Genomic DNA, 472 nt, shown 5'->3' with positions numbered 1-472 from the left:
CTAGTCTAAGGTTTTTACTATTTGGCTATCACCCCAATAAAGGAAAGAGCAAGCACAAATCCGCTGGAACTCATCTCAGAGAACTTGATTCCACATATTCTTCCTAATAGGAATCAGAGAAAGTAATATCAGCTTCTAAGGCTTGTAACACAAAAAATAATTAATCGTTTTATATAACGAGAACAGACAAATAAAAAAGCGGAAACAATAATTGCTAAAGGAATGCTCAACGCTACAGGGAGATCAATCCCGTACCAAATGCTCATTTTTATTTGGTCAAATCCAAATGTGCGAAGGATTCCAGCGAGTATGGATATGGTCGCACTTATAATTAACCCTGCGTATAAGACAGAAAGGACAGGGATTATTAATAAATAAAAAAAACTGTAAATAGCTTTTATATTGATCATTATCCTTCCCTCCTTATAATATGTTGAACTTTAGAGTTTGACGAGACTGTGTAATTTTTTGT

The 472-nt window shown here is 34.3% G+C and carries 1 protein-coding gene; it reads right to left on the bottom strand.

Annotated features, from left to right (window positions below; genetic code table 11):
• Positions 1-128 precede the first annotated feature (128 nt).
• Positions 129-410 (bottom strand): hypothetical protein, encoded by a 282-nt coding sequence (locus tag QBK89_RS15050; RefSeq protein ID WP_284141816.1) that lies wholly within the window; start codon positions 408-410, stop codon positions 129-131.
• Positions 411-472: the final 62 nt, after the last annotated feature.

The sequence above is a fragment of the Virgibacillus sp. LDC-1 genome, from assembly GCF_030137545.1.
In the GTDB taxonomy this organism is placed as follows: Bacteria; Bacillota; Bacilli; order Bacillales; family Amphibacillaceae; genus LDC-1.
The sequence above is the reverse complement of the archived record's forward strand: the minus strand, read 5'-3'. Positions and strand labels throughout refer to the sequence as shown.

Bases quoted from the DNA above. Each gene is read 5' to 3' on its own strand.
- QBK89_RS15050 (WP_284141816.1), bottom strand. From the start codon at position 410: ATGATCAATATAAAAGCTATTTACAGTTTTTTTTATTTATTAATAATC.